This window comes from Arthrobacter sp. B6 (genome assembly GCF_001663775.1).
GTDB lineage: Bacteria > Actinomycetota > Actinomycetes > Actinomycetales > Micrococcaceae > Arthrobacter.
Genome location: NZ_KV467168.1, coordinates 369,575 through 393,133 on the forward strand (window position 1 = coordinate 369,575; position 23,559 = coordinate 393,133).

19 protein-coding genes and 2 pseudogenes are annotated in these 23,559 nt (G+C 61.6%); 6 read left to right on the forward strand and 15 right to left on the reverse strand.

From position 1 onward, the window contains the following. Positions 1-510: 510 nt before the first annotated feature. From AU175_RS01570 to AU175_RS01580, 5 genes and pseudogenes are all read right to left on the reverse strand, one after another. On the reverse strand, positions 511-1,542 hold the full coding sequence (locus tag AU175_RS01570; protein ID WP_066285306.1) for a LacI family DNA-binding transcriptional regulator: 1,032 nt from the start codon (positions 1,540-1,542) through the stop codon (positions 511-513). A gap of 125 nt (positions 1,543-1,667) precedes the next feature. Next, complete coding sequence (locus AU175_RS01575; RefSeq protein WP_066285307.1) at positions 1,668-3,521, reverse strand: PKD domain-containing protein; 1,854 nt, start codon at positions 3,519-3,521, stop codon at positions 1,668-1,670. A 265-nt stretch (positions 3,522-3,786) separates the two neighbouring features. Beyond that, positions 3,787-4,078 (reverse strand): annotated as a pseudogene (locus tag AU175_RS22170) (formylglycine-generating enzyme family protein); the annotation flags it as partial. Between the two features lie 337 nt (positions 4,079-4,415). Further along, a pseudogene (locus AU175_RS22175) lies at positions 4,416-4,896 on the reverse strand (glycogen debranching N-terminal domain-containing protein); the annotation flags it as partial. 523 nt (positions 4,897-5,419) lie between these two features. Further along, a complete protein-coding gene (locus AU175_RS01580; RefSeq protein WP_331711931.1) occupies positions 5,420-6,310 on the reverse strand; it encodes a LysR family transcriptional regulator in 891 nt (296 codons plus the stop codon). Between AU175_RS01580 and AU175_RS01585 the strand changes: the two genes are divergently transcribed. Further along, positions 6,216-7,436 carry an MFS transporter gene (locus tag AU175_RS01585; protein WP_066285308.1) on the forward strand — a complete coding sequence of 407 codons (1,221 nt, stop codon included), beginning with the start codon at positions 6,216-6,218 and terminating at the stop codon, positions 7,434-7,436. The genes AU175_RS01580 and AU175_RS01585 overlap by 95 nt on opposite strands. A gap of 579 nt (positions 7,437-8,015) precedes the next feature. Here AU175_RS01585 and AU175_RS01590 read toward each other — a convergent pair. After that, positions 8,016-9,266 (reverse strand): saccharopine dehydrogenase family protein, encoded by a 1,251-nt coding sequence (locus AU175_RS01590; RefSeq protein ID WP_066285309.1) that lies wholly within the window; start codon positions 9,264-9,266, stop codon positions 8,016-8,018. A 778-nt stretch (positions 9,267-10,044) separates the two neighbouring features. On the opposite strand from AU175_RS01590, the gene AU175_RS01595 reads away from it, so the two are divergent. From AU175_RS01595 to AU175_RS01605, 3 genes are read left to right on the forward strand one after another with little or no spacing between them, the layout of a single operon-like run. Continuing rightward, positions 10,045-11,301: an ABC transporter substrate-binding protein gene (locus AU175_RS01595; RefSeq protein ID WP_082978950.1), complete on the forward strand. Its 1,257-nt coding sequence runs from the start codon at positions 10,045-10,047 to the stop codon at positions 11,299-11,301. 55 nt (positions 11,302-11,356) lie between these two features. Beyond that, positions 11,357-12,289: a carbohydrate ABC transporter permease gene (locus AU175_RS01600; protein ID WP_231938420.1), complete on the forward strand. Its 933-nt coding sequence runs from the start codon at positions 11,357-11,359 to the stop codon at positions 12,287-12,289. Then, complete coding sequence (locus AU175_RS01605) at positions 12,286-13,146, forward strand: carbohydrate ABC transporter permease (protein ID WP_066285312.1); 861 nt, start codon at positions 12,286-12,288, stop codon at positions 13,144-13,146. Before AU175_RS01600 ends, AU175_RS01605 begins: the two co-directional genes overlap by 4 nt. A gap of 170 nt (positions 13,147-13,316) precedes the next feature. Here AU175_RS01605 and AU175_RS01610 read toward each other — a convergent pair whose 3' ends face one another. The 9 genes from AU175_RS01610 to AU175_RS01650 all read right to left on the reverse strand — a co-directional run bounded on the left by AU175_RS01610 (position 13,317) and on the right by AU175_RS01650 (position 21,875). Continuing rightward, a complete protein-coding gene (locus AU175_RS01610; RefSeq protein WP_066285313.1) occupies positions 13,317-13,781 on the reverse strand; it encodes a VOC family protein in 465 nt (154 codons plus the stop codon). Positions 13,782-13,996: 215 nt separating this feature from the next. After that, positions 13,997-14,746, reverse strand: a complete 750-nt coding sequence (locus AU175_RS01615; RefSeq protein ID WP_066285314.1) for an SDR family NAD(P)-dependent oxidoreductase — start codon at positions 14,744-14,746, stop codon at positions 13,997-13,999. A gap of 127 nt (positions 14,747-14,873) precedes the next feature. After that, positions 14,874-15,881: a Gfo/Idh/MocA family protein gene (locus AU175_RS01620; protein WP_231938421.1), complete on the reverse strand. Its 1,008-nt coding sequence runs from the start codon at positions 15,879-15,881 to the stop codon at positions 14,874-14,876. 83 nt (positions 15,882-15,964) lie between these two features. Beyond that, positions 15,965-17,239, reverse strand: a complete 1,275-nt coding sequence (locus AU175_RS01625) for an MFS transporter (RefSeq protein WP_231938422.1) — start codon at positions 17,237-17,239, stop codon at positions 15,965-15,967. Positions 17,240-17,430: 191 nt separating this feature from the next. Further along, positions 17,431-18,423 carry a Gfo/Idh/MocA family protein gene (locus AU175_RS01630; protein ID WP_066285315.1) on the reverse strand — a complete coding sequence of 331 codons (993 nt, stop codon included), beginning with the start codon at positions 18,421-18,423 and terminating at the stop codon, positions 17,431-17,433. Beyond that, positions 18,423-19,322: a sugar phosphate isomerase/epimerase family protein gene (locus AU175_RS01635; protein ID WP_066285316.1), complete on the reverse strand. Its 900-nt coding sequence runs from the start codon at positions 19,320-19,322 to the stop codon at positions 18,423-18,425. The genes AU175_RS01630 and AU175_RS01635 overlap by 1 nt, the downstream gene beginning before the upstream one ends. Positions 19,323-19,325: 3 nt before the next feature. Next, positions 19,326-19,904, reverse strand: a complete 579-nt coding sequence (locus tag AU175_RS01640) for a VOC family protein (protein ID WP_066285317.1) — start codon at positions 19,902-19,904, stop codon at positions 19,326-19,328. Next, the gene (locus AU175_RS01645) at positions 19,901-20,896 is read right to left on the reverse strand and encodes a LacI family DNA-binding transcriptional regulator (RefSeq protein WP_066285318.1); all 996 of its coding nucleotides are present in this window, start codon (positions 20,894-20,896) and stop codon (positions 19,901-19,903) included. Before AU175_RS01645 ends, AU175_RS01640 begins: the two co-directional genes overlap by 4 nt. Further along, complete coding sequence (locus AU175_RS01650) at positions 20,889-21,875, reverse strand: Gfo/Idh/MocA family protein (RefSeq protein WP_066285319.1); 987 nt, start codon at positions 21,873-21,875, stop codon at positions 20,889-20,891. The genes AU175_RS01645 and AU175_RS01650 overlap by 8 nt, the downstream gene beginning before the upstream one ends. Before the next feature lie 146 nt (positions 21,876-22,021). On the opposite strand from AU175_RS01650, the gene AU175_RS01655 reads away from it, so the two are divergent. Together AU175_RS01655 and AU175_RS01660 are read left to right on the forward strand one after the other, a co-directional pair. Continuing rightward, positions 22,022-22,669, forward strand: a complete 648-nt coding sequence (locus AU175_RS01655; protein WP_066285320.1) for a bifunctional 4-hydroxy-2-oxoglutarate aldolase/2-dehydro-3-deoxy-phosphogluconate aldolase — start codon at positions 22,022-22,024, stop codon at positions 22,667-22,669. After that, complete coding sequence (locus tag AU175_RS01660; protein ID WP_066285321.1) at positions 22,669-23,211, forward strand: AAA family ATPase; 543 nt, start codon at positions 22,669-22,671, stop codon at positions 23,209-23,211. Before AU175_RS01655 ends, AU175_RS01660 begins: the two co-directional genes overlap by 1 nt. Positions 23,212-23,559 lie beyond the last annotated feature (348 nt).

Below are 23,559 nucleotides of genomic sequence, written 5' to 3' on the forward strand. Positions count from 1 at the left end.
CCCGCAAGCAGATGGTCACGACGAGGTGACGCCCTGACGCCGGCGGCTCCAGATATTGTTCGAAGGTAGAGATGCCAGGACAAACCCACAAACCAGCCGACGCAGCGCGAACGCCCGGCACGCCCGGCATAGGTCCGGACAGTGTTCAGATCCGTGAACCATTCGTCCTTAGCGACGCCGCCGGCCCGACGTACTGGCTGTACGGCAGAACGGACAACAACATCTGGTCTGGGCCCGGAACCGGCTTCGATGCTTACCGGACCGCCAACCTATTGGCGGGCTGTTGGCAACCCGATCCACCTTTCACCGCCTCCGATCCGCAGTGCTCCAAGCCGATGCGGACGAGCGTGCCGTGATCAAACTCCTGCATGAGGGAGAGACGACGCTCACGCTGCAGGCACGGGCTCATCGTCCAGCCGTCCCTGAGCACTTCTGTTTCGGGACGGAAAGAAATCCAGAGTTGCCCGCCCTGATGATCGGATCGGTTGAGGGCACTTGGCTCCCTGATAATCAGGCCGGACGAGTAGTCGTCCCGCGTACCACCAGCCGCGGTTCGAACACTTCATGGCGGGCCTCGGACCTACCTTCGATGCGCTCGATCAGCAGGTGGCCGACCCGCTTGCCCATCTCCACACCGGATTGGTCAACTGTCGTGAGCCAGATCGGCCCGAGAGACGACGTGCTCGAATTGTCGTAGCCCACCAGGGAGTAGGCCTCGGGCACTGATTTGCCGCCAGCCCACAACTCATTCATCATTCCCAACGCGACGATGTCCGCGCCGGCGTGCACCGCTGTCGGAGGCGTGTCCAGTGCATCGATTTGCCGGGCAGCGTCTCCTCCGCCGTCGAGGCTCCAACGCGAGTCGACGACAATTGCGTCGCTGGCGAGGCCATGCTGGCTCATAGCGCGTTCGAAGCCGTGCAGGCGGTGGGACTCCGGCCTGGCTTCGTCGCCTCGACCATCCGCGTGCATGACGAACGCGATGCGCCGGTGGCCCAACCCTACGAGGTGGTCGACGACGAGCTGCGCGCCCCGCTCGTCGTCGGCCGCAACCGTGTCGAAAGCCGGGCTCTGGCTGTGATGGCCTACGACCACGAGCGGGATGCTCATGGCAATCTGTTCGAGTTCGGCGATGGACATCGGCGGGGCCACCAGCACGAGCCCGTCCATGTGATGGTCGATCATCGCCTCGACAACCGACTTTTGCGGGGGCACCTCAAAACCGCCAGGCGAGACGAACAGCTCATACGACTTGGGGCGGATTAGGCTGGACAACCCGTCGGTGATGAGGCTGAAAAACGGGTTCTCAAGGTCCGAGACGACTACGCCGATCGTGAATGTGCGCCCCCGCATACCGCGCGCGGGGCCGTGGGGGCGGTAGTCGAGCTCCTCCATGGAGGCCTGAACGCGGGCCCGCATCGACTCGCTGGCGCCGTAGGCGTTACGGAGGACTCTGGAGGCGGCCGCTGTAGACACTCCCGCGTGCTTTGCCACGTCCACAATCGTGACTCGGCGCCGACGCTGGTCGTTGGCCTCGCTCATCGACTTCCCCTAACTTCGATTCCAAGGTTACTTGGTGACGAAGCGGTATCCGACAAGGCCTGACAACGAGAGCCCCCGCACTGATGCGGGGGCTCCCCTGTTCTACTGGTCCAGATGCCTGGACGTCAGTCGGCGGCCGTGACGACGACCTGAACTCTGTCGAGGTTTTGGGCCAGAGCGAACCGGGCCGTCGGGTCGCCGTCGCGCTCGGAAGACACGCGTACCGCGACCAGGTATGTGCCGGGCTGGTCGAAGGTGGCGGTGGCCTGGAACGTGATCGCGTTGCCGATCCGGCTGAGCGGGGCTTCCGTGTAGACGCCGTCGCCGTCGAGGTCCCACTCCGTCTTCACGATCTTTCCGGCACCGGTGGGCACCTGCGCCTTGGCCTCTAGCGTGACCTGCTTGCCAGCGTGTACCGTGGCGGTCTCCTTGCCGTGGGTTGTTAGGTCGACGGTGGGCTGGATCCCCCGTCGGGCGGCGGCATTGCCCGGCACGACGATCTGAGCATCTTGGACGTTGTAGTTGGTGGACGCGGGCGGCTTCACGCCTTCTTCGGCCCAAGCGGCAACGTCCCGGAGCGCCTGCTCAGCCATGCCGTACCAGTTGACGAGGTGTTTGGCCCGCTCCCCCGAGACGGGCGCGTCCTGATGGTCCGCGTGGTCGTTGAAGTAGACCCGGTAGGTGTCGGCCGCGGCGTCACCCAGGCTCGCTTCGACACGCTGGCGGTACCAGTCAGTGTGCCACGGCAGGGCATCGGCGTCGTAAAGGTTTGACACCGCGATGACCTTCCCGTTCACGGAGCCGTCGAAGGCGGCGTTGCCGGAGACGGCGCCAGAGAAGCCGGGTGCAGTCACGGGCCGCTGCGGATAGAGCGGTGTGCCGTCAGGATTGCGGAACTGATCGAGCCCGATCCAGCCCTCGCTGGCGGCAGGGATCTGGTAGCGATAATAAAAGCGGTTGGCGATATTCCAGCGGTTGGCGACGGTATCGCCGGCCTTGGTTAGTTCTGCGCGGACACGTTCGCCCAGCGGCGAGGTCTCCGTGCCAAGGTAACCTTCCGCGTTCCAGAAGTCGTCGACATAGGTCGGGTCATACCAAAGCGGATCGCTGGAGTCGAGGCCGTTCGGATACTGCTCAGAGCGGCCAAGCAGGTAGTCAGGGAACTCCCAGCCCTTCCATGGGATGCCTAGAGCGTGGACCTCCTTCAGCATGGCCTGCTCGGCCTCGTCGAGGGTTGCATACGGGTCTCCGCTGCCGCCCGGCAGGAGGGCAGACCGGATCTGCGCGGCCTTGCCGCCAAGGATGAGCTCGGCGGCGGACCGGCCGAGGAAGTTGTAGCTCGTCGGCTGAGGCACTGCCTGAACCATCGGCACGAACCCGTTCCACACGCCGGAGGTGTTCTCTGCGGCGCCAACCGTCTGAAACGAGCCGCCGCTTGGTCCATAAAGGTAACCGGCAATCGGCCGGTCACTGCCGTAATACTTCGCGGCGACCGTCTCCGCAAATTTCGCTGCCGCGGCCGCGTGCCGGTAACCCAGGGACAGGGACTTGTTTCCGGCCTGCACGGCGTACCCGCCGCTGGAAAGCGCGAACCCGATGGCGCGGTCATCCGCCTGTGAGGTGTCCTGCCCGGCGGTGAACACGACGGGGTAGGTGTACTGGAAGAACCGCCCCTCCCAACGGGCTTTGTCCTCCTGGGCGTGCAGATAGATGGTGAATTGGATGTTTGTGCCCTCGAAATGACCCCGAATGCGGTGGTGTGGCGTGGGCGCGGACTCGTCGGTCTCGCTGTCTATGACGGGCGTGGCGTACGTCTGGTCGAGGCAGTCGGCGGTGACCTGCATGGCGCCACCGATGGTAGTGCATTCGGCTGGCGCGGCAAGTGCCGGTCCGGCCGTGACGAGCCCGGACCCCAGCAGTAGCGTTGCTGCGAGGGCACCGACTCCTCCGCGGCGAGCGAGTGTGGAATGGATGGTCATGGTCCTCCTTCATTGGGGATCTCCAGCGCGACTTACAGGACTTGGGCTGTCAACCGTCTGCTTTGGAGAACGTTCTCAATGGAACGTTTCAAGGAGATTACAGGGACGCACTCACCCGGTCAACCCCTAAAACCGCCTGCAGCATTCCAGGTATGCGAATGTAAAGGCGCTGGCCGGAGACTTGTTAGCTCTGGGCATCTTTGCCCTTTTGACCTAACATCTAGGCGCACGTTTCCGGCAGGAATGTGCTCTGTCCCGGCGCCCGTCATCGGACCCGTGTTGATGTTGCAGGCACTGCCACCGTTCTGAATCCAGCGTTGCCCATGGACGACTCGGGCGTATTCTGGGAGCGCGCCGCATTCCGGAGCGGTTGCAGTAGGAGTCATGACACAGATAGCTCCCCCCGCGGAGCACGTGCAAAACCCTTGACTCCGGACCGGTCGGGTTCTCCTTCTGCGCATCCCGGTAGTAGGTCGGAGATCGAACCAGTCCGAACACCATTCCCACACGTTGCCGACGGCCTGCCAGAATCCGTATCCACGTAACCGATCGGATCGATCTCCGGCCTGAGGTAGCTTCCGAAAACCCTGAGTGTGTTGATGAACAGGCGCTTGTCCGGGGCGGCGTTGTAGGTGTGGGCACGTTCCAGCAACGCGGAAACGAGCCGTTTCCGGGCACTGTGGAACGGATAGCCATACTGGGGCGCGGAGACCAAACCCTTTGCCCATGAGAGGCGACAACCGCCATTTGTGGGTCGATTTCCCGCAGATAGAGTCTTAACGGCGTCTACGCCGACTGCGCCGTGGCCTTCGAGTTGCTAATCCTCAACGAATGCAGGCCGCGTATTCCGCAGGCCTTGGAAACCCCGCCGATCCGGGTGCATGCATTGAACTGCTAGGCCTTTCCTCGCTTTCTGGCCTGTTCCACCAAGTCTGCCGCCCGGGGCCGCGTTGCGTGGTGGAACACCATGCCGTCGGGCAGCCCTTCTACGTTCGCAGAGGAACCGGAGATATGGATGCTGATCGGCTGTTTGCTATGGGGGCGTTGGTGATGTGCAGTTCCCCGAAGGATTCCGGAAGCACCAGATCCATCCATAGGCCGCCGCGCGCAACATCCGGACAATATCCCATTAAACTCGTCACCAGCTGGATGGGGGTGGTGGCTGCCCAAGCCTGCGGAGAGCACGCAGTGGGATAGGGCACGGGTTCGTCGTAGTGCTCGCGGCTGAAGCCGCAGAACAATTGGGGGGCCGGCCGTCCGAATATTCGGCCGCCTCAAACAGGGCTGTGGCGATCCGCTGCGCCTGTCCTACGAGGCCGTAGCGCAGGAGTCCGGTTGCGATGATTGCATTGTCGTGCGGCCACACTGTACTGGATCCGGACCGCGGCTCTCGCGACAAGAACGGCTGAGACACGCAAAGGCCCTTGGGATCGCTCTCCCCCGCCATCGCTGTCCGAAACAACAACACGCGATCCCTCCCCCACTCAAGCTCACCCAGCAGGCTCGCCAAGTATAGTTAGCCTCCGCGACGATCTCCGGGAAAGAACGCAGGGCCATCCCGGCCCGGTATGGCAGTTCGTCTCGTGGGCCGACGACGACTAGATGTGGACTGCCCAGCCGAAGCCGTCGAGCCGGTCTCCTTGCTTCCCCTGTCAACGGGCAAATCTCCAGGGTCGACCGCGAACTCACCATGTCAGTTCTGGCGGGGGCGTGCCAGGCTAAAATACACCTCAAACTGACGGCCAGAGCACTTGCAGCCGCTTCAAAGAAAACCATTTTGTAGTACGAGGGGTAGAGGCATTGGCCGCTTCAGCCGAGACGGAGGGGCATTGCGGAAAATGCATGTCCGGCTAGAAACGCGTCCCAGGAACACCCCTCGTAGGCCGATTTCCCCGGTGCTACTGAAATGTTTCCAGGATGATGTCCGCGACCTTTTCAACGATTCCGCGCGTCACGGGCTGGCGAACCAGCCACGTCTCAAGCGCAATGGCGGGGTCCACGAGCTGCTTCCAGTGCCAATCGGGTAGGAGCCTGTGGGCGCTTGCTTCGGTCAGCATCACCGCGACCGACGACGTGGAGTCCGCGCAGGCGCGGGCGTGTTCGTTGAAGGTCGCAATCCGCCAGGCTGGAGCCACACCCAGCTCATGGGAGGTTGCCAACAGCCGGTCATGCCCGAGGGGGAACTGCTCCCTGGAATGAATCAGCACCCGTTGATCATGAACATCGGCCAGCCGGCAGTCCGCCTCGGCGCCGATCGCCGGCAGTCCGGGTCGGCAGGCAAGCCCGAAGAACTCCTTCCTTACGCGCCCGCCGACCAAGTCCTGTGAAGGCTCCTGATGCACCAGGCCAATATCCAGACGACCTTCCCGGACCATTCTCAGCTGGCTGGTGGTGTCGCCGTCTGTCAACTCCAGCTCAGCCAGGGGTGCTTGTGCAGCTACTGCCACGAGAAGCCGGTCCACCCACTCGAAAGGCAGACCCGGGGCCAACCCAAGAGCGACAGGCTGCCGTGCCGGCCCGGCTTGACGCGCTACGTCCCGAGCGGACCCGGCCATGGCCAGCATGGTCAGGGCGTGCTTATGGAGGGCGACGCCGGCCGGAGTTGGGAAGGTGCCCTTGGGCAGACGCTCAAACAGGGGTGTACCGCACTCGTGCTCCAAAAGGCGGATCTGACGCGTCAAGGCAGGCTGGGAGATGAGCAGCTGTTCAGCCGCCCTCGAAGTGACTGAACGGGTAACAACGATACGCACGGCACAGGCTGGCGCGGCTTTCCTCGGCATCCTGCTCATCGCCCTGAACCTGCGCGTAGCCTTCGTCATCGTGGGTCCGGTGCTCTCAGACATCAGCGCCGAATTTAGTTGGTCCGGTAGCACTGCGGGCCTGCTGACCGGGCTGCCGTTGATTTCTTTCGCCGTCTTCTCCCCCGTCGCCCCGGGTCTGGCGCGCCGGCTGGGCTTAGAGAGGGCACTGTGGGTATCGCTGTTGCTGCTCGCGACAGGAATCCTCGGCCGCTCTATTCCGGTGGAAGCCGCTGTCTGGACCGGTACCGTGCTCATCGGAAGCGGCATCGCCTTCCTGAACGTCCTGCTGCCATCGCTGGTCAAGAGAGACCTGCCTACGCGAGTCAGTCAGGTGACCGGAATTTACACTGCCGTTCAAGGTGCCGTTGCCGCGGCCGGTGCCGCCGTCGTCGTTCCTATTGCAAACGCCAGCACATACGGCTGGCGGCTGGCGCTTGGCGTCTGGGCGGGATTGGCGCTGATCGCGCTGGCCATCCTGCTCCCAAAGCTGCGGTCCCGGAATCCCATCGCGGCCAAGGTCGAAGGCCATGCCCAAGGCCATCTGCGTTCCCCGTGGAAGTCAGCGCTGGGCTGGCAGGTCACGCTCTTCATGGGGCTCCAGTCGCTGGCGTTCTTCGTCATGGTCGCCTGGCTACCCGGAATTGAACATGAACAAGGGATTCCTGCGGCCACCTCCGGCCTGCACACCTCGGTGTTCCTGTTGGTTGGCGTGCTGGCAAGCCTAGCCGCCGGAGCCGTGTTGCACCACACATCTGACCAGCGGCCGATCGCCCTTGGCAGCAGCATCCTCGCGTTCTGCGCGTATGCGGGCCTCGCCCTTGCGCCGCAACTCACCCTGCTGTGGGTGGTGGTCGGAGCCTTGGGGTGCGGGAGCCTCATCGTGATCGCGTTGTCACTGTTCAGCCTCCGCGCCGTGAACCACGAGCAGGCCGCCTCGCTTTCGGGAATGGCACAGTCGGTGGGTTACGCGATCGCCGCCGCCGGGCCCGTGGCATTCGGCGCCCTCCACGATCTCAGCGGCAGCTGGACTCTCCCGCTGACCGCCACCGCCATGCTGATGCTCGTTCTATGCGTCATGGCCGTACTGTCCGGGAGGAACCGTGTCATCAGTTGAGTTTGTGCACTCAGTCGCCGTATGTTCCGTGAGCATCCGATCTGCGACTCCCTAGCCTGCAGGCTCCATCAGGGCCGCGTCTGCTGAACAAAATAAGAGATTCCGGCCAAAAACCCAAAGGTGCATCTGGCGGAGGTGTAGACGAAGCCCGGCCCTCTCGGTCTTCCGTCCTTGCTCTTGCTGATCGTCGCCGGTAGAAATCGGGCAGGGGCATGACCGAGCCGGAACTTACAGGAGACCAAAGCTCGGAAACTGGCGGCACATGCCGCAGGTACCCGCGACCAGCCGACACTAAGAAGATCAGACAGGTGCGGTCACCGTCATAATTCGAAAGCCGCACTCATGAGCGTTTAAGCGATCCCCGTCGCCGGTGCCTTGCAGAAGTCCAGCCGCTTTATTGCTTGGCGTCTATGGACAGACAAAAGTGCCACGGCTGCTCGTCATTCTGATATGCCCCCATGATCGCTGGGCGAATCCTCCGTGCAACCAAGGCGCTACCGCGCCGACCCCGGGAACGAAAACTTCCCGGAGTGAGGTGGATGGCTCGGAGACGAAGCTTTCGCCCCGGGGCCGGTCCCCCTAGGTGGAGTAAGGCACGCTCCCCTGTTTGGTTACTTGGTAGGTGTGGCCGGCCGTGCGGAGTCGCTGTATGAGCACGTTGCCGAGTGCGGTGGCCGGTGTCAGCGACCCTTTAACGGTCGGCAGCCGGTCACCGTCGAGGGCTAAAGCGAGTGCAGTCTCGCCTGCCATCACGGCGGTGGCGGCATAGCCGGGATCACCGGGGCCGGCAGCTATCGCCTGGTATCGGTGCCCGTGCTCGGTGCGGGCGGTTACCTGGGAGTGGAACCAGCCCGCGCGCTGCGTGCTGGTGCTCGGACCAGTACCTGGTGCCGGAAGGCAGCGGTCGAGCATCCGCCGGGTGGGCGGGAATGCCATCGCGCCCGTGAATGCTCGGATCCCAAGGGCGATTGCCCTGGCGATGACCGCTCCTGCCGGTCCGGGGGCCACCCCCATCACCTCGCCGTACTGAAGGGAGCGGCCATAGGCCCAGCCCTGCAATGCGTTGCTGCGGCGCACTATCCGAGTGTTGACCGGGGCCATGATGAAAGGCGCGGTCCAGGTGCCGTCATCGGTACGGCGCACAGGACCGGTGTCAGGAGGCTGTTGAGTCGTCGGCTCCCTAGTCCGGTCGGGGCTCAGAGCGTAGGGGTCCGCGGCTAATGACCTCAGGGCGGTGCTCGATCGCATCGCGTCGAGCTGCCCGCGCATCGATTCGAGCGTGCCTCCGCTGATGCCGCCCTTGGCCGTAGCAACGAGTTGGACCTCGCCCAGACCGCCAGCGTCATCGGCTTCTGCTGCCTGATGAAGCAGCAGTACGGCGAGGTCGGACGGCACGGAGTCGTAGCCGCAGGAGTGCACGATCCTGGCCCCGCTCGTCTTGGCCAGAGCGTCGTAGCGATCGATCGCCTCCCGGATGAAGGCCACCTCACCAGCGAGGTCCGCGTAGTGGGTACCAGCCCGTGCGCACGCGTCGACGACAGGTAGTCCGTGTTTCGCGTATGGACCGACGGTTGTGAAGAGCACGCGTGTTCCCGCGGCCAGGGCGGCGACCGAGTCCGCGTCCTCCGAGTCGGCTTCGATGAGGGCCCATCCGTGCGCCGCGACCGGCAACTGCGACCTAACCGCCTCGAGTCTGGACCTCGACCGGCCCGCGAGTCCGACTCGCATACCGGCCGGTGCATGCTCCGCGACGTAGACGGCGATCAGTCGGCCGACGAAACCCGTCGCTCCGTAGAGAACGAGGTCATGTTCCCGAGATGAGGTGTCCATAACTGCAGCCTTTCACAGCGGCAACTCCAAGCTGACACACGGCTCCTTGCCGTGGTCCGCGGAACAACCGGAACTGATCTACTTTCAACGAGAAGTCGGGTCCGCCCGCCCACAGCCGGGGACAATTCTCGTGGGTTATCCACCGCTACTGCTGCCAGGGAGCACACCGACGGCTCCTACTTTCCGGCAGTGGATAACCGGAATTGACTCCAGCCATGACGGATCAAAGTCGCCACCAGAACCGGTCGCGTGGTCAGTGAGCACGCGTTTGCCCCGCCGAGGCAGACTGACGAAAGGTCCAATATTGACCTTTGAGTGGGACGAGTAGAGGTGGATGGGATGACTCGTCCCAGTCCGTCGCCTGGCATCTTCCTGTGCTAGGCAGATCGCAGATTGCCCGCAGCCCGCGCCCACCATGGCGCGACTCGCCCTTTTGGCGGCTACCAAGGCAAATCTTCCATAGATGAACGAATCAAGAAGCTGATACAGAGCCCTATCGCGGCAGAGCACAAACGAAATATTCGATGACCGTCCAGAAATCCGGACCCCAAAGATCCGAACAAAAAGAATCCTTGACAGAGCCTTCCTGTAGCCCTATGTTTATTGCAACCGATCTCAGCAACCGATCTCACTGTTCCAGCGAATGCAACCGATCTCAAAGGAGAGACTCGATGATCAACTGGCTCATCCCCGGACCTTCGGTGGCCCCACAGTTAGCAGGCGTCGTTTTGAGTACGGCATGCTCCCGCATCAGCAACCCAGTCCACAGGAGAAACTCATGATCAAAAAGCGATGGGGCCTGGCACTCGTCACAGCCGTCTCAGTCAGCCTTGCCCTTAGCGGCTGCTCCCCCTCAACTTCGGAACCCGGGGGGCCGGTGACGCTCAGCTATTGGGACTTCCTCGATCCCAGCCAAGACAATCCGCGATCGAAGGCACTGAAGGAAAACGTCGCCAATTTCGAGGCGGCAAATCCCGACATCAAGATCAATCTCTCGGTGGTTTCGCTGGGCGATATGTTGAACAGGCTGCCGCAGTCAGCAGCGGCTGGGCAGGCGCCGGACGTGTTTAAGATGTTCACCCCTCTCGTCCCCCAGATGGCCTCTGCCGGCGTTTACTCGCCGCTGCCTGATGCTGCGTCGGAGGTCACCGACTGGCTCCGTCCTACCGACACTTTTGCGGGTCCTGACGGCAAGCAGGTCGCGGTGCCCTATGAGTACCGCACCTGCGCCCTGTACTACAACGAAAAAATCCTGTCTCAGATCGGTGCGACCGTTCCAACCACTTACGAGGAAGTCGTTGACGTTGCACAGAAAGCTGCAGCAGCTGGATTCACCGGGTTTGGAACCGGGTTCTCGGACACCGACAACTCAGCCATCATCAGCACTTTCTTCAACTGCTTCATGACGCAAGTTGATCAGGACATATGGACTGAAGACGGACAAGCGGATTTCGCCACCCAGAAGGCCGAGGAGTTTGGCAACTTCCTAGCCAAGCTCCGGGACGCAAAGGCGCTGGGTAGCAACGTTGTTTCCGACACGTACGGCACCGTAGCGGACGGCATGGCCAGCGGCACTGTCGCAATGTCAGTCATGGGCACCGAACGAATCGTTTCGTTCGCTTCCCAAAACCCGGATATCAAGTGGACCGCTCTGCCAAAGGCATCTACCGGAGACACCACCGGCACCACCATTGGGTGGACTCTGGGAATAGGCTCTGGGAGCAAGAATACAGAGGCGGCCTGGAAGTTTATCGAGTACATGACCGGCCCTGAAGCCGGTGCGAAGATGGCCACCGGCGGTGAGGTCCCCACGCGTGCGGCCACTTATGAGCAGCCGTTCTTCTCCACACCCGAAGCGAAAACGGTGAACGACATCGCCGCCTACGTCAAGAGCAACAGCGAACCCCGCACATACTCCAATAACTGGACCTCGCTGGCCACCGGACTCTCCCAGGCCGGGCAAAGACTAACCCTCAACAATCTATCGGGGAGCGAGTTTATCCGTTCCGCCCAAGATGCGGCCAACAAGAAATAGTGCCCAACGTCCGGGGAGAGCCTGAAAATCAGGCTCTCCCCGGAAGGGAGAGATAATGTCAACAAACAACCCGACCCGCACTTCATATGAGACGGCCACTCCATCCACAGGAATCCAGGCTTTCCGCCGGGCTCGTAAAGACCGCATGGTCTGGGTGTACGTCGTCCCCGTCACTGCCGTGTTTCTCTTTGTCTTTGTTGGACCGCTTATCTACACGGCATGGACAGCGCTTCACGAGACTTCGTACTACCAGATTGGCAAATTCTCGGGTCTGAACTCTTTTGCCGAGCTGTTTTCGGACTCCGAGCTTCCCGCCCGCATCTGGACAACGCTTGTATTTTCGCTCGGGGCACTGGTCATCGCGTTGCCTGCTGGACTCTTGTCTGCGATTGTGCTGAACAACCTGCATCGGTTCAAGCGTTCCGTCCGCAGTCTTTTCCTGTTGCCGTGGCTTTTTTCCCAGGCCACAGCAGGAACAATCTGGCTTTGGTTTCTTAACCCCAATTACGGGCCGGCCTCAGCTATCACCCAAGCCCTTGGGTTCGGTCCTACTGATGTTTTCTCGTCCCCAAACAGCGCGCTCGTTGCCGTGACTCTGATGACGGCGTGGTGGTCCTACCCGCAGGCCATGCTTCTCTTTCTCGGTGCCCTTCAGACCGTTCCAGTGGAATTGTACGAAAGCCTCAAAGTGGACGGCGGGGGCATTCGGCACGCATTTCTCAACGTCACGTTGCCTCACCTGCGCAACACGATCGTCTCCGTGGTGATCGTTCTACTCATGCTCTATGTACAGATGGTCACCATCATCCTGGTGACGACACGAGGCGGTCCTATCGGATCGACCGAGACGCTGTCAATGCGGGTATACAACCAGATGTTCGACAGGTTCGATCTTTCCGGGGCATCAGCAACGGCCATCCTCCTTTTTGCCGTAAATATCGTCCTCACCCTTGTCGCGATTCGCTTCCGACGGAAGGAAAGCCTGTGAGCACCACAACCTCGCGTCGCCAAGGCCGGCCCGGCGCGGTCCTTCGGGCGGTTCCGGCCTGGGCATACGTCATCCTTTCAGCCGCAGTCGTTCTGCCGCCTGTCGCATGGATCGTCTCCACCTCGCTGAAAACCGCCTCGGATACCATCGAGTTCCCGCCACGGTGGATCCCGGACCCGCTCTCATTCGAGGGCTATGTTGGCCTGCTGACCTCAACGAACAGCCGGTTCTTTATTAACTCCCTCATCTACGCTGTGGGCTCTATCATTCTCGCGTTGGCGATTTCCATTCCTGCGGCATACGTTGCCACCAGGTACCGAAGCCGGCGCATGGAAACTCTGATGACCGGCATACTGGTGCTTTCGATGGTTCCCGCGATCGTGGTCTTCATCGCCCTGTACTCCATGTTCGTCAGAACCGCCTTGATCAACACCTACCCGCTGCTGATCGTTGTCTACACGGCCATTATCTGTGGACAGACCATATTGTTCCTGCGCAACTTTATTGAGAATATCCCCGTTGAGATTGAGGAAGCGGCCGCGATCGATGGCTGCTCCCGGATACAGATATTGTGGCGAATCATCCTCCCGCTCATCCGTCCCGGTATCGCTGCCGTAGCCATCTTCATCTTCGTATTCGTGTGGAACGACTTCCTTGTGGGCACCGTCCTCGCCACGACAGAAGACATGAAGACCGTACAGAACGGCATAGTGCGATACATAACCACCGGCTTCGGTAGCTTCTGGGGACTCTTCGCCGCATTCATCGTCGTTGCTTTCATCCCCGTCCTCTCAATCTTCCTGGCGTTCCAGCGCTGGTTTGTTGCCGGCATGACGTCCGGTGGTGTTAAGGGATAACTGAAGCAAGAGTTCTCCCGCCGGGCCCAACCCAGAAAGCACGCCACATGACCGCTTCCGAGCGGTCATGTGCGTGCCTGTGTAGAGCAGCTCACCGGATCTGCAATCTTCTAGACCCTGGCAGGCCCCTCAGCCCGCGTCACAAGTCAATTTCTCCGGATGCGGATAGCTCAAGAGTTGTCGTTTGGCCGCCAGTCGGGCGGCTGAATCAGCTCCACGCGATTTCCGTCCGGATCGAGCAGGTAGATCAGCAGGCCTCCTGAAACCGGCCCCGACGTGGGGGCAACCGGTTCGGACAAAGCCCTGTACCCGAGCGCTGTCATTCTGGCGTAAACCTGGCGCAGGTCAATATCGGTAAAGGCAAGATGGGCAGTCCCCGGCTGCGCCTCTGATGGATTTACAGCGGGTGGCGGATCCTCAACCTGGACCAGCTCCAAGTTGAAGGTCCCGTCACCCGTTGAGAGCATTAGGGCTTTGACCTTGACGTCGGGACGGCCGTAAAGTTCGCCGACGTATGGACCCGACGTCCACGCTTTCACGCGGGTAAGGCCAAGCCCTTCCACGTAGAACCGTGCGCTGCGCTCCATGTCCGTAACGTGCAGGGCAGTGTGATGATGTCGAATTGCAGTTTTCATTTCTCCCGCCTAAACATTCCCAGGGGCTTGAACTGGACCAAAAGAACAGACATCAGGTCTTCTCCTCGTCGTTGCGGACCTAAACTTGGTCGGGGTTGGTCAGACACAGCCTTGAGGGGCCGTGCTGGTTTGCCTGGCATATGGGCATGCGTGGTGCCGCACTGCAAATAGGTGTGGCACGGGCCTCTACGATCGCGGGGCACGGTACAGGGGGTTCAGGTTCCTATTCCCAGGTGTGCCCCGCCGGCGACATCCAGAGACACTCCGGTGATGTAGCGGTTGTCGGGATCGGTCAGGAAAAGGATGGCGCGGGCGACTTCGTCGGGTTCGGCAAACCGGCGCATCGGCAGTTGCGCTGCCCTCTTCGCGCGGCTGGCTGCCGCGTCCGGGCTCGAATCGTTGTCAAACTGTGCCCGCATGGGTGTGTTCACTGGACCTGGGACGATGGCGTTGACGGAAATGCCTTGAGGTCCCAGCAGTTCTGCGAATGACCACATGATGTGCAGGACTGCGAGTTTGCTCGCATTGTAGGGCAGGTAGTTGAGGCGTGCTTCCTTGGCCGCCACTGAGGATAAGACCACGATTGAGCCGGCCGTGCCGGACCCGAGCATTGATTTTGCTGTCTCTCGTACCATCGAGAACGTTGCAGAGGCATTGATCCTCAGAATGGAATCGAATTCTTCGGTGGTTGTCTCCATGATGTCGGGGGTTGTACCAAGCACTCCAGCTGCATGGACGAGGACATCGATGCGGCCATACCGCGCCGCGATGTCCTGCACAGTCGTTGCGCACTGTTGTTCCGAGGTGATGTCGAGGGGGTAGAAGGCGTCCAGGGTTTGGTCGTCTTTAGCGGAACGATCAGCACCGATGACGGTGGCGCCGGCAGCTGTGAATGCACTGACGGCGGCATCGCCTATTCCTCCGCTTGATCCGGTTACGAGAACCACCTGGTCTTTGAGGCTCATCGGTTCTCTCCGCTCTGGACTCCGCGCGGATCTCCTGCGGTCGGAACGCGGGCTGCTGGTTTCATGTCTAGTTCCTTACTTAAGGTTGTGCAATGGACGGTGGGCAGTGTTCAGGTTTTTGGTGACCCTACGGGGCGATCGTGGTGTCAGCGCCGGATGCTGCCAGGACCGCATCGGCGATTTGCGTGGCGCGGAGTGCCTGGGCGAACGTGACCGGAGGGGTTCCACCGGCGCAGAACTTCAGCGCCGTCTCTGCCTGGCGCAGGAAGAGGTCGGAGGGCTCGAAGGTCTTTTCGTAGTGGTCGCCCTCACGCTCCCACACCTGAAGGGAGTCGTTGGTCCAGAGCATCCGGCCTTCACTGGCCAGGACATCGATGGTGAGGCTCCAGTCGCCCTGATTGAGACCTTGAGGTTCCTGCCAGGGAGACCAGTAGCTCTGCATGGTGAATACGACGCCCTCAGGAAACTCGAGGGTGGACACGACGTGCTCCGGTACCGGCGACCCATATAGGCTGCTGCTGGCGCTGGTGGCAAGTACTTTCGGGTCGCCGTCAAACCATGATGAGACTAATTCGATGGCGTGAATGCCGTTCACGACAGCGACGCCGCCCTCCTTCGGGTCAGCGCGCCATGAATTGACGTTCTGTTTGTGGGCGACCGAACGGACGGAAACGGCGATCACGTTCTTGTCCCTGATCCATTGAGTGATCTGTGCGGCGGCGGGATGCTGGTGGAGCGTATACCCGACCATGAGCCTCTCGTTCACCCCGGAAGCGGCAGCCAGGACGGCAGCACCTTCCGTATCTGCGGCCACCGGCTTTTCAGTCAGCACCCGGAATCCCCGGTTCAGCAGATCTGCACATAGGACCGGTTGCACCGTGGTGGGTAAGGCTACGACCACCAGGTCCAAATGTTCGGGGTGGAGTTCTGCGGTAGTGGGCATCAACTGTGCGCCGAGCTCCTGCGCGAGGGCGACGCCGCGCTCGTCCCTCTCCACAAGGACGGTGACCTTAGCACCTGCCGCGGTAAATGCCCGCGCGTGCCGTGATCCGGCCCAGCCGGCCGCGCCTACGACAGCGACGCGAGGAGCATTTCCCGCCCCGGTCATCATGTAATACCGCCAAAGGTCGGGCACGGGAGGAACCAGCTGATCATCACATCTCTCCTTCGAGGTCGGTTGCAAATAAAGGTCGGTTGCAGGAAGGGTCTGTCAGGGGTCTATTCGGTTCGAATTTTCTTGCCCGGCGTTCTCCGCTTTCGGCGAGGAATATTTCGGCTTGTTGATCTGCTGCAGTCCGGCTCTGCAGTGGTTTCTTTAGTGCCTGGCTGTGCCAGTTGGAAGGCATCCTCGAGAAAGCGTGGCTTGTTGACCATCACGGCTCCTGCCGAAAGCACCAGGAGCCAGGCTCCGAGCATGACGAACGAGGGCTGCCAGCCGTCTCCTGGATGATGCAGCAGACCAAAAAGGAACGGGCCAACGCTTGCCAGGGCGTAACCGACTCCTTGAGCAAACCCGGAGAGGATCCCTGAACCGGATTGCGTTCGTGTTCGCTTATTGATCATCGTGAACGCGTAGGAGTACACGCCTTGGCCAAGTCCGGCAATAACCACCCAGACCACTGCAGAGGCTGGTGGAGCAAAGATTATGCCCCCGTAGCCGATGGCGAATGCTACGACAAACAGGATTGCGACGGGTAGCGGACGAGGCATTCTCACTACTACCAGAGGCACAACCAAGGCGACAGGCAGGGCGAGGATCGAATAGAGCGCCAGCATGGATCCAGCGGTTCCCTGACTCATTCCTCTGTCAATAAGAACAGCCGGAAGCCACGTGAGCGCCGCAAAAGTATTGCTTGAACACCCTGCGAAGACTAGTGCTACACCCCAGCCAATCGATGATCTCCAGGGTTTGATCGCGTTCGTTGGCCGAGACCGCCCATCGTTGGCTGGTGATGTCGTGGAGCGGGCCACAGTCCGCTTGCCTGCGAGAACAATCAACCAAGGCACCGCGGCGACCGCGCTGAAGGCCGCCCAAATGCCGACGGAGAACCGCCAGCCATAAAGATCTGCCAAGGGTATGGCAGATTGGGCGGCCACAGCGGTGCTGACGCCCAGGAGAGTTACGTGGAGCGCTGCGAGGATCCCGATTTTGTCGGGAAAGTACTTCACCAGCAAAGGCGGAACCACGACATTGACCAGCCCGATCCCGAGCATGGCGACCCAGGTGAACACCAAAAATGTCGGGGTATTCCACCCCAGTGCGCGGCCGACCTGACCAAGTGTCGTCAGCAGGATCGAAACCAGTAGCAGGTGTTCCAGTTGGATTCGCCGGAGGAGCGGCATAGCCAGGAAGCCCATCGCTGCGAAACCCGCGGTCGGAAGCATCCCAAGGATCCCTGTCGTCACCGCATCGAGGGGAAGATCCCCGCTGATCGGATCAAGGAGGGGGGACACCGCCGAAACCGCTTCTCTGGCGCTGAACGCGACCAGCACGATACCGGCAAGCGCGGCGAGCCGGCCGCGTAGCGGTTGTCCCCCCGCTTCCCCGGCTTGTGGTCTGCCCTGACGGAGGCGAAGTAGAGCTATGTCTGCACCTCCAATTTTTCAGCAGGTTTGTTCAAGCCACAGTTCCGCAGTGCTCAAGGGTTGCGAGTGTTGTGCAGAAGGGCGACCTCGGTTGGTTGTTAGCTTCCGTTTACTGCGTGGCTGGCCCATTCCCGGCCGGCTTGCTCTTCTGTGGGCAAACCGGAGGCAGCGAGAATCCGGTCGAGCAAGCGCTGGGTGTGGACAGCTTCCCGGCCTGAAGTAAGTGGCTGCGCCCTGTCAGCAACCCGGTCCAGGAAATGATGAACGGCGGCCGAAAATCCCAGAGTGTCTGTCGCCGTAGCCCAGCCATAGGCCTCGGCGCTGAGTTCCCGTGATGTGGTAACGCCCTTGACGGTGGTCGAAACCGTCTCCGGTGCCCTGACTTCGACGGTCTTCCCGTCGCCGTAGGCGTCCAGTTTTTCGTTCCATGCTCCTGCCGTGCGGGCTGCCATCAGCACTCCGGTGTTCCCGGTGCTGAAGCGGATGGTTGCTGCAACACCGTCTTCTTCCCACGGGTCGTCACCGGCGGCATGGGCGGCCACATCCAGGGGCTCGCCGCCGCAGTACCAGCGGAGGAGATCGACCATGTGGATAGCGTTCTCGAATGTTGCACGGTATTCCGATCCCGGGCGGTTTTTTTGGGCGACGCAGAAGGTGGCGCCTTTATCGCCGAAGACTTCCCGCCCGGCAGTGTAGACGGGCGCGTAGCGTCGGTTGAAGTCAACCATCAGGATCCGGCCCCGCTCGTCGGCGAGATCTGCCAGACGTTCTGCTTCATCGGTTTCCGGGGCTAATGGCTTTTCGCAGAACACATCGACGTCACGGTTCAGGCACAGTTGGACGCCGTGGGCGTGCTCTGAGCGGGGCGTCAGCACGAAGACTGCATCCAGTTCCTGTGAATCCAGCATGTCCTCCACCGTTTTGTAGGCGGTGTTGAACCCCCAGCGCCGGACCAGGCTGCTTGGATCCTCACGCCGGGACACCAAGGCGGCCAGCTCAACGTCATCGCGTTGGACGAGGGTGGGTAATTGGGCGATGGTAGCGATGTTGCCTGCGCCGACAACTCCGACTCGGAGACGGGTGGTGTTCATCAGGCGTTCCTCACTTCAGCCAAATTAGAGAGCATTGAGCGCAGGACGGCGGCAGATTCCCGGAATCCGTCCTCGGGCGCAGGGAGGTCTTGCGGGTGCCAACGGTACTCGAGCTCGATGCTCAGCACGTCGTCGTAGCCATGCTTCAGCAACCCGGCGAGGATTTGAGGCCACGGAACGACGCCGTTTCCGACGACGCGGGACCGGACAGCGCGCTCAGAAGCGTTGACCCGGGCCGTTTCCGTGGCGCGGAAGGCCGCGTCGGGATCCGTGAAGACAAGGTCCTTCACGTGGACGTGACCGATCAGGTCACCTTGAACAGCGAGGGCTTGTTCATACTTTTCGTCGTGCGTGAATGTCAGGTTCGCCTGGTCGTACAGAACGCGGACGGCAGGGTGGTCTATTTCCCGGACCAGGCCAGCGGTATCCGCCGCGGTCTGGGTCATGGTACCGAAGTGGTTTTCCACGCAAAGGCGAACCCCGGCCTGGTCTGCAACGGGCGCGAGAGTTTCCAGTGCCTCGCGCAGTTTTGCCCAATGCGCTGCGTGGTCGTTGTCCCCGTGATGCCAGGATCCGGCGTAGACGCGGACCCGGTCAGCGCCGAGCAGGTGTGCGGTCTCTATGGCGCCACGGAATTCATCGACTGCTGTGCGCCATTCGACATTATCCAGTGAGTTGATGGCGGTGGTGTAAGGCGTCAGACCCACGATGGGTACGCCTGCGCTTTCGGCTGCTCTCAATGCCTCCATCGCGGCGCGACGGTCACCTAACGGCAATCCTGATTTGTAGTCATTCTGGTAGATGACCTCGGCGGCGTCGAGCCCAGCGGCTTGGAAGAGATCAAGTGCTTGGGGAACCGTGTGGTCCGGTGTGCCTAGGGTGTGGCCGGCTAGCCGCATTGGTTATGTCCTTTCTGAGATGTTTGGAGCTGCTGTCCAGTCCGCAGGACCGACCAGCCGGGGCGGTGCTGCGACGCGGGACCGGTCCACGATTTCCATCAGCAATCCCCACGGGGCGACGAAGTAGGTCCAGCGGTTGCCGGCTACGCGGGGGCTGTCGCCAGCGACTTCCTTGCGTTCACCAAGCACGCGTACCCCAGGTGTTTCCTGCAGCACTGCGATCGCTGCATCCACGTCGTCCACGACGAAGCACAGGTGGTGCCCGCCGGCGTCGCAGTGCCGCGGCGGCGTCTCGCGCCGCTCAGCGCTGCTCCACTCGAAAAGCTCGATGTTCAGGTTCGGTGGCAGGCGCAGCATCGCCAGTGTGAGCTTGGCATCGGCCGGGACTTCAAAGTTTGTGGGCATGAAGTCTTCGTCGGGTCCTCGTTCGGAGCGGTACAGCTCTTCAGCCCCCAGGACTTCAACGAAGAACCGGATCCCGTCCTCAAGATTGGGCACCGTTAGGCCGACGTGGTCTGTGTGCTGGAGTCCCGGTAGCCGCCGCAGTGTTCCTGCCGGGGCGCCGTTAGTCTGCGCGGTCATTTGCGCGGTCCCGAGGTGGAGCCGCGGACCAGGAGTTCAGGTTCGAGGACGATATGGTCCACGGAGCCGTCCGCGTTCTGCTTCTCAGCCAGTTCAATGGCGATATGTCCCATGTCGGCGATGGGCTGCCGAACCGTGGTCAGAGGAGGGTTGAACCGGGCGCCGAGAGCGAGACCGTCGAACCCGATGACCGATACGTCCTCTGGTACCCGCACCCCGCGTTGGCCGAGCGCCGACATGACTGCAAAGGCCACCATGTCATTTGCCGCGATGATGGCGGTCGGCGGATTGTCCATTTCGAGGAAATGTTCGGCGCCGCGCGTGCCCGCATCCAGATCCGACCCGCTGTCGAGCACAACAGGCGTGCTGCCGCTCTCGGCGGACAGCTCCAGGTACGCGTCCATCCTGTCCTGGGCGGTGTGCGTTCCGGCGATGCCGGAAACATAGCCGATCGAAGTGTGCCCGAGGCCATGCAGGTGCTCCAGTGCGAGCATGATGCCCCGCCGGCTGTCGACGGTGACGGTTGGGACCGCATCGTCCCCTTCCACCCGGTCGATCACCACCACCTTGTGGCCGAAGTCGAAGCGTTTCAGGGCCTCGGTATCGACCTTTGTGGAGGGCGCGACGATACCGAAGGGGGCATACATGGCCTGCATGGCGGTGAAATATCCGTCGGTCTTGGCAGGGTCGCCATTGGTCACGCAGAGCAGCAGCTGGTAGCCGCGCTCGTCTGCCGCCTGCGTCATCGTCTTGGCAAGTTCTGCAAAGAACGGGTTGGTGATGTCCGGGACGATCAGCGGGATGAACGTGCTGGTCTTGGTCCGAAGCGCCTGGGCGAGCGGACTCATCGTGTAGCCGAGTCCCTCGGCGACCCGGAGGATGTGCTCGCGGGTTTCACTCTTCACAGCCTCAGGGCGTGAGAACGCCCGGGAAACCGTAGAGCGGTGGACACCGGCAGCTTTTGCAACGACGTCGATACTCAAGTCAGGCATGTTCTTTTCCTCCGTGCTGGTCGTCATAGGCCTGCCAGATGGGGCGCATGACATTTTCGAGCTGGGCCAGCGTAGTCAGGCCCCGGAATCCATCTTCCAGCGTCCGGGCAACGCTCCGCACAAACGGATCGTAGAGAGGGTCGCTGTCCACATTGATCTTGTCGACCTCCGTGGTGCCGTCCAGTGCCGTGAAAGTAGCTGTGCCGTCCGAATCAACGGAGGCGAATCCTGCCTCACCGACCGATGTAAAGCTGCAGTAGCGCTTAAGCGGAGAGCCAGGGAATGCGTAGCCGACCTCCACAATGGCTTCACGTCCTTGCGGTGTCGTGATGATGAGGCTTGCATGATCCTCAACGGCTTGGTGGTGAAGAACAGATGAGAGCCGGGAGTCCACATGTGCTGCCGACTCATCGCAGCCCCGGAGGAACAGATCAACAAAATGCGGTGCAAGGTTGGCCAGGCAACCCCCGCCCGCCCTCACGGGGTCGAGCATCCAGGGATTGCCATTTTCAAGATACCGGGATGGTGGACCAGCGATAAATGAGGTCCGCTGGTAAGTAGGCGGGCCTGCCTTGGCAAGCCATTTTTCGGTGGGTCCGCCGCGCTGGACCAGGGGGACAGTTACAGGCACTCCAGCTGCCTCGGCGGCCTGGCGCACGGCAGAAAGCTCGTTGAGGGAAGTGCCCAATGGCTTTTCGACGACGAACGGGATACCGCGCTCGATCAGGGCCATACACTTTTCGGCCATACCGTCATGGGGACCAAAGACATAGGCCAGCCCGACGTCCGGGAGATCAACCAGCTTCTGCCAGTCGGCTTCAAGCGGTGCGCCCCAAACTTTGGCCAGCTCCTGCACCTGCACCAGGGAAACATCATCGTCACCGACCCCGATAACTTCGTGCTCTTCGGCAATCGCCTGCGCGCAGAGCGGAACATGCCAGTGCGAAGCACCCAGAATGATTGTGCGTACGTGAGTCAACCGCGATACCCCCTTGTATGAGATCGGTTGCTGAGATCGGTTGCAATAACACTATGGATGGTGGGAGAGTTTGTCAATGGAACCAACACCCATAGGGGCCGGGACGCTGAAGAAGTTAGGGCATACCCGGCCAGAGAGAGGCCAGCATGTATAAGAAACTTCGCACCCTGCAAACCATCGACGAGTCCGGGGCCGTCCTCATTGTGCGACTGGAGAGCGCCGGGGTTGCCGAGCGCGTTGCGGAAGCTGCCATCGCAGGAGGTTTCCGTGCCCTCGAAATCACCCTTTCAATTCCCGGCGCCGTAGACGTGATCCGTCGGCTCGCCGCCAAGCATGGACCCAGCGGCGTGGCCATCGGTGCCGGGACAGTACTCGACGAGCACGCAGCGTACGAGTGCATCCGGGCCGGCGCCCAGTTCCTGGTCAGCCCTCAGCTGAACCCCGCGATGATCCGGACAGCGAACCGGTACCAGGTACCAACCGTCAGCGGGGCCTACACGCCAACCGAGCTCATTAACTCCGCCGAAGCCGGCGCTGACATCCTCAAGCTCTTCCCCACCGAAGCCGGTGGCATCCCGTATGCGAAGTCCGTGCTGGCACCGCTGGCACACCTGCCGATCATGCCGGCAGGCGGCGTCACCCTTGAAAATGTCGGCGACTGGTTCGCGGCGGGCGTGGCCGGAGTCGGCGTGGGCAGCTACGTGACAAAAGCATGGCAACGCGACGGCGACTTCGCCCGTGTCACGGAGGCGGCCCGGGCGTTCCTCACAGCAGTAGCAGAGGCACGCAAATAATGTCCCCCCGCGTCTTTATTGTTATCGGTCCTGCCGGATCGGGAAAGACGACCATTGCCCAGCAGACAGCTCAACAGCATGAGGCTGCCTACCTGGACAAGGACCGGGTCAGTGGCCGCTTCGTCGAGTTCGCGCTAACCGCCACCGGGCATGATCCCAGCGACCGCGAGTCCAACGACTACTATCGCGATCATTTGCTGCCCCTCGAGTATGAAACTCTCATGGATGTCGCGGGGATAAACCTGCGCCTCGGCCGATCCGTTGTCCTCGATGCTCCCTTCGGAGCCTATTTCCGACAACCAGACTATTTGACGCGTGTAGCAGAAGACTTCCAATGGCCGTCCCCCGTGATCACCGTGATACGCGTCCGGGTACCTCAAGACGTCCTGCGTACCCGGCTCACCCGGCGCGGACTGGAGCGGGACCAGTGGAAACTTGCCCACTGGGATGACTACTGGTCTGTATACGGCAGCCTGGAGTGCGCTTGGTCCGGAGTGGATTTCCAAGACTTCAACAATGAGGCACCCCTTCGAGTCGATTGAAGTGAACTCGCGCCGCGCATTCGGGGCACCGGCTCGCGCACGATGATCAACGGGGCACGGAGAAGTCACAGCCTTGACCCTGTCTTTGCTCCGAAGTAAAGACCTTTCATCCAAATTCGCGCTAGAACCCCACAAGACATTGACAAGGATCACATGGGGTCCGTATCGTTGCTTGCAACCGATCTCAGCAACCGATCTCACTGACTAAGTGGAGGGGCTGGATTGCTTTCCTTCCCACGTGAAGGCAGGCAGCGCGTAGGCGCTGCGGCTCGGCTTTTGGCTTTAGCCGGCGGTTGTCCGGTTGAACCGGGTTGCAGCCGGGAGAGAGCCGCGTACCGTTTCAGGTGG